At 50.1% G+C, this 4,917-nt stretch carries 7 protein-coding genes; 3 read left to right on the top strand and 4 right to left on the bottom strand.

From position 1 onward, the window contains the following. A partial coding sequence (locus HOK28_11190) for a hypothetical protein (GenBank protein MBT6433651.1) occupies positions 1 to 923 on the bottom strand: 923 nt, incomplete at its 3' end. Between the two features lie 94 nt (positions 924 to 1,017). Here HOK28_11190 and HOK28_11195 point away from each other — a divergent pair. Both HOK28_11195 and HOK28_11200 read left to right on the top strand, forming a co-directional pair. Beyond that, entirely contained in the window at positions 1,018 to 1,431 is a 414-nt protein-coding gene (locus tag HOK28_11195; protein MBT6433652.1) for an HIT family protein, read from the top strand. 74 nt (positions 1,432 to 1,505) lie between these two features. After that, positions 1,506 to 2,270: a tetratricopeptide repeat protein gene (locus HOK28_11200; protein MBT6433653.1), complete on the top strand. Its 765-nt coding sequence runs from the start codon at positions 1,506 to 1,508 to the stop codon at positions 2,268 to 2,270. Between the two features lie 33 nt (positions 2,271 to 2,303). On the opposite strand, the gene obgE is transcribed toward HOK28_11200, so the two are convergent. Genes obgE through rplU form a run of 3 tightly spaced genes read right to left on the bottom strand, consistent with a single transcriptional unit; the run spans position 2,304 to position 3,989 of the window. Next, the gene (gene obgE, locus HOK28_11205) at positions 2,304 to 3,350 is read right to left on the bottom strand and encodes a GTPase ObgE (protein ID MBT6433654.1); all 1,047 of its coding nucleotides are present in this window, start codon (positions 3,348 to 3,350) and stop codon (positions 2,304 to 2,306) included. Between the two features lie 36 nt (positions 3,351 to 3,386). Further along, positions 3,387 to 3,641 carry a 50S ribosomal protein L27 gene (rpmA, locus tag HOK28_11210; protein ID MBT6433655.1) on the bottom strand — a complete coding sequence of 85 codons (255 nt, stop codon included), beginning with the start codon at positions 3,639 to 3,641 and terminating at the stop codon, positions 3,387 to 3,389. A gap of 36 nt (positions 3,642 to 3,677) precedes the next feature. Beyond that, positions 3,678 to 3,989, bottom strand: a complete 312-nt coding sequence (gene rplU / locus HOK28_11215) for a 50S ribosomal protein L21 (protein MBT6433656.1) — start codon at positions 3,987 to 3,989, stop codon at positions 3,678 to 3,680. A gap of 272 nt (positions 3,990 to 4,261) precedes the next feature. Here rplU and fsa point away from each other — a divergent pair, with 272 nt between their 5' ends. Then, positions 4,262 to 4,912: a fructose-6-phosphate aldolase gene (gene fsa, locus HOK28_11220; GenBank protein MBT6433657.1), complete on the top strand. Its 651-nt coding sequence runs from the start codon at positions 4,262 to 4,264 to the stop codon at positions 4,910 to 4,912. Positions 4,913 to 4,917 lie beyond the last annotated feature (5 nt).

Raw genomic sequence — 4,917 nt, forward strand, 5'->3', positions numbered from 1 at the left:
AGTTTTAAAGCTGCAACCGCTCGAACTCGATCAACCTCAACTCCAGCGCCGCCTAAGCTTAAAAACTCTTCCATCAGTTTCATCGCCGCCGCTGGATTTTCACCTTTTACAGCTTGAAGCCCTTGCGCCCACACATCCATCGCCATTTCATGACGGGTTGGCGGAGGAATCACGATTTCCTGTGTACGCCACTGCGCCAACGTCTGACCGTATGAAAATGCACAGAGCACAAGTCCCAAGGATAGACTACCCATCAAAAACGCACTCATCCAAGAGGCCGAGCTTTGATCAACAACCACAGGCTCAACATTAAACTCTACAAAATCATTGTAACCGGTTCCGTTTGCTACCTGATTTGAAAATGCCGGTAACTCTGGCAAGGGAACATTGGCAAAAGACGTTGATTCCCTCTCGGAAGCCGGAGCAGGGGAATCAGCCCAAAGCTCAACCCCGAGGTCGTCCAAATCGACTTCCTGAGAGTCTCCGGTGCTTAGAGTCGTTTCACCGACTACAACTACCACATCCGTAAGGTTCGCCGTCAAATCACCTTCCGAGCTTAAGCTCGGCATCTCAGGTAGCTTAAAAACACCCGTTGCAGCACCATCTTCTGAATTGACCACTGGGGGAGCTGGTAAAATTGCCGCCGACAATATTTCTCGGCTACCCTCAGCGATTTCCTGGGGTACGGCCTGCTCGGGACCCGGCACACCCACCAGGGGCGTCTCCCGGTGAAAGGCCACCAGCTTCTGAGCCAAGTTACTTCCCGGCTCAAAGCTCATCGCCACCAAACTGGGAAAAATATCAGAGGGGCTTGGAGCCTCCAGCCAAACCTGCCCTGAACAGCTTGGACAATTCCCTGTAATGACCACACGTTTGGGCGGTGAAGAGGAAGACCATTGGCAAGCAGGGCAGATTAAATTCATAGTAAGAACACTATAATGCTGATTTATGGTTAGAACAAAGGTCTTACGTCGAGACGGGATTGCACCCACACAAAGATTATGAAATTCAGCATCCATGGCAGAAACAATTTTCTCGAAAATTCTGAGCGGTGACATTCCATCTTACAAGGTCTACGAAGACGACTTGGTCTACGCCTTTTTGGATATTGGGCCCTTAAGCCCCGGACATACACTGGTTATTCCTAAGGAAGCTGCGCCCACGCTCGATGCGCTCTCAGACGAGTCGTCAGCAGCAATTGGGCGAGTTCTACCGAGGCTCTGCCGAGCGGTCATGGCTGCCACAGGGACCAAAGAGTACAATGTCCTTCAAAACAATGGCACAAGTGCTCACCAGGCCGTCATGCATGTTCACTACCACATCATCCCCAAGCCCGACGTTGAACGTGGGCTCGGTGTAGGGTGGCCGAGTACAACCCTTGTGCAAAATGACGCTCAGGCCTTGGCAAAAGCCATTACAGAGGCCATTTAATTGATAATTCGTAGCAAGTCCTACGCGACTGCGGTATTCTTAAACGATTCGAATAGCTTCATCGGAATAACTAAATGGCTGACTTACTGAATATATTGGGCTTTGGATTTAGCCTTTGGATGTTTGTGGATGCGCTACGGCGTAAAGCAGACTTTTATTGGTACATCCTCATCATTTTGCTCATGCCAATTGGTGGATTTATCTACTTCTTCTTCATCAAATTGCCTGAGCTCCAAGCAGCCTCCGCCGATGGCAGTGGCAGTGGTCTGGCGGCCATTCCATTTCCTATGCGCAAAGGGCCATCGATTCGCTCACTGCAGTCACAGGTCAATGAAACTCCCAGCCAGGAAAATAAGCTTGCTCTAGCTTGGGCACTTTTTGAAGACCAACGCATTCCAGAGAGTTCTGAAATTTTCTTGGCCTGTCACCGAGAGGATGACGACGACGCTGAATGTTTATACGGAATCGCCCGGTGCCTCAGTGCCAATGGCGAGCACGCACAAGCTGCCACCTATTTCGAAAAAGTAATTAGTTTGGACCGGGTATTTCGCGACTACGACCCCTGGCTTGACCTCGCTTTTGGGTATCTGCAAATCGAAGATTCGAATAAAGCGCTTGAGGTTCTCGCCAAACTTATTGAAGAAGCACCTCGGGTTAAGCACAAAACCATTCTAGGTCGCTGCCTTGCTGATGCAGGCTTTCACGACCAAGCTCGCACAGCCCTCACCGAAGCCATTGCAGACTACGAAGAGTCGAGCTTCTTCTTGCAAAGAGACAATGAAACTTGGGTGACGCAAGCACGAGAGCTTCTCGCTGGTTTACCTACAGATTTACATTAGACAAAGTGCCCGGCTGGGCTAAGAACGCTGGGGCTAAGCCTCGGACTCAGATTCAGATTCGGCCAAGGCGCGTGACTTGTTGATCGCCTCACCAAGGTAATTAATGAGGTCTTGAATGCCCTCGCCTGTTGCGGCTGAAATCGCGAAGAAGGGAAGACCCTTCTCCTTAGCGTATTCTCCAATCCGCTCAGCTTCTTCCTGAACATCCGGTAAATCCATTCGATTCAAAACAAGAACCTTCTCAACCTGCGACAACTTCTCGTCGTGCAGCTTAAGCTCATTCTCAATCGCTTCAAAATCTTCAATAGGATCTCGCCCGGGTTCTTCTGAGCATACGGTTACCAAGTGAGCGATACGTCGTACACGTTCAACGTGGCGTAAGAACCTTGAGCCCAAACCGGCGCCATCTGAAGCACCAACAATGAGACCTGGTACATCCGCGACAACGTAGTGCTCAGTAATACCAAATTTAACGACACCTAAATTGGGTGCCAAAGTCGTAAATGGATAATCAGCTATCTTAGGTTTGGCCGACGACATCCGCGCAATCAACGAAGACTTACCAACGCTTGGCATTCCCACTAAACCAACATCTGCGATGAGCTTAAGCTCGAACCGTAAAGTTAGCTCTTCCCCTGGCTCACCGGGCTGGGAGAATTTAGGTGCTTGTCGTGTTGATGTTTTAAAGTGCGCGTTGCCTTTTCCGCCCCGGCCACCCTGTGCCACGACGAAAGGAATATCAGGCTCACACAAATCGCCAAGCTCATCACCGGTTTCTTCGTTGTAAACAACCGTTCCGACCGGAACGCGCAGAATCATCGGCTCGCCATCACGCCCAGAACATTGGTTACCCTCACCAGGGCGACCATTGTCTGCGAAGTGTCGAGGCTGAAACTTATAATCGAGGAGTGTAGCGATTTGTGTATCAGGATAGATCACAACATCACCGCCGCGACCACCGTTGCCGCCGTCGGGACCACCGAGAGGTACGTGCTTTTCGCGTCGAAAGGAAACGCAACCTGACCCGCCATTACCTGAACGGGTCAATATAGCTGCTTCATCTATGAATTTGTATCTCACGGGAAGGGGCGCTTACCGCTTTCCAGACCGATGGGGTCAGGAAGCGTTTACAATGACCGCTACAGTGCGGTTCTTGCTCTTCTGGTATTTTACAACACCAGTTTCAAGAGCGAACAATGTGAAATCTTTGCCCATTCCTACGCTACGTCCAGCATGAATCTTGGTGCCTGTTTGGCGTACAAGAATATTACCTGCTTTAACGTACATACCATCGGCACGCTTGACGCCGCGGAACTTAGGATTGGAATCGCGACCGTTACGGGTAGAACCCTGACCTTTTTTGTGTGCCATGACTGCAACTCACTTCGTTTGTTGTGTTAGACCGAATTATCCGTTGATTTCTAAAATTTCAACTTCGGTAAATGGCTGACGGTGACCTTTAAGCTTGTGAAAGCCTTTGCGCTTCTTGCGCTTGAAAACGTCAACTTTAGAGTGACGACCTTGATCGACAATCTTTGCAGAGACGGCTGCGCCGCTCACTACAGGAGTGCCGATTTTTACGTCATCTTCATTACCAACTAACAGAACGTCGGTAAACTGATAATCAGCACCTACATCGCCAGCTAGCTTTTCGATCTTAAGGCGTTCGCCTTTGACAACGCGATGTTGTTTGTTTCCAGTGCGTATTACTGCGTACATATGCGTATCCTCCAAGGATTACTTTTGCGGGCGTATGACCCACACCGCTCCGATCTGGCAAACATCACTCTGGCCAGCCCGGTATACGGATTGCGCCTTCTAGGGTCCACTGGGATATTTGTCAAGCTTCAACACCGTAACTGCTTAGAAAACAGGGAGATATCGCGATCTACCGTGATCCAACCCTAAAAAAGCCGCCAGGTTGACACTGAGAGCCCGTCAGCATATCGGAATTGTTTGGTTTTTACGTAAACTCAGCAGGAGCAAGAGAAATGAAAATCTTTATCGACACCGCCGATGTGGAAGAAATTCGAGAGGCGGCAAGCTGGGGTATCTTAGATGGTGTCACCACAAACCCTTCTCTCATCGCCAAAACCGGCCGTGACTTCAAAAGTACGGTTGAAGAAATCTGCCAAATCGTTGATGGGCCCATTTCCGCTGAGTGCGTTGAAACAGAGCATGACAAAATGCTGCCTGAAGCCCTCGAAATCTCGAAGATTCACCCCAACATCGTGGTGAAGGTTCCCCTCACCATCGATGGCCTAAAAACAGTCAAGGTTCTGAGCTCCAAAGGCATCAAAACCAACGTCACGCTCTGCTTCTCAGCCGCTCAAGGGCTTTTGGCCGCCAAGGCGGGAGCAACCTACATATCTCCATTTATTGGCCGTCTAGACGACATCTCTCACGTGGGCATGGAAATCGTCGATGAATTGGTCAACATTTACGACATCCATGGCTTAGAAACAGAGGTCCTTGCAGCCTCCATTCGAGGGCCCCGCCACGCAGTGGATGCCGCTTTGGCCGGAGCTCATGTCGCCACCATCCCGTTTAAGGTACTTAAGCAGTTGGTCGCTCACCCTCTCACCGATGCTGGCCTTGCAAAGTTTCTAGCCGATTGGGAAAAAGTCCCCAAGCCTGAGTAGTTAAA

Source organism: Deltaproteobacteria bacterium, from assembly GCA_018668695.1.
GTDB lineage: Bacteria > Myxococcota > XYA12-FULL-58-9 > XYA12-FULL-58-9 > JABJBS01 > JABJBS01.

What these genes read in the sequence shown, in the direction of transcription:
- HOK28_11195 (MBT6433652.1), top strand. Translation starts at nt 1,018, where the DNA reads ATGGCAGAAACAATTTTCTCGAAAATTCTGAGCGGTGACATTCCATCT.
- HOK28_11200 (MBT6433653.1), top strand. Translation starts at nt 1,506, where the DNA reads ATGGCTGACTTACTGAATATATTGGGCTTTGGATTTAGCCTTTGGATG.
- rpmA (MBT6433655.1), bottom strand. Translation starts at nt 3,641, where the DNA reads ATGGCACACAAAAAAGGTCAGGGTTCTACCCGTAACGGTCGCGATTCC.
- rplU (MBT6433656.1), bottom strand. Translation starts at nt 3,989, where the DNA reads ATGTACGCAGTAATACGCACTGGAAACAAACAACATCGCGTTGTCAAA.
- fsa (MBT6433657.1), top strand. Translation starts at nt 4,262, where the DNA reads ATGAAAATCTTTATCGACACCGCCGATGTGGAAGAAATTCGAGAGGCG.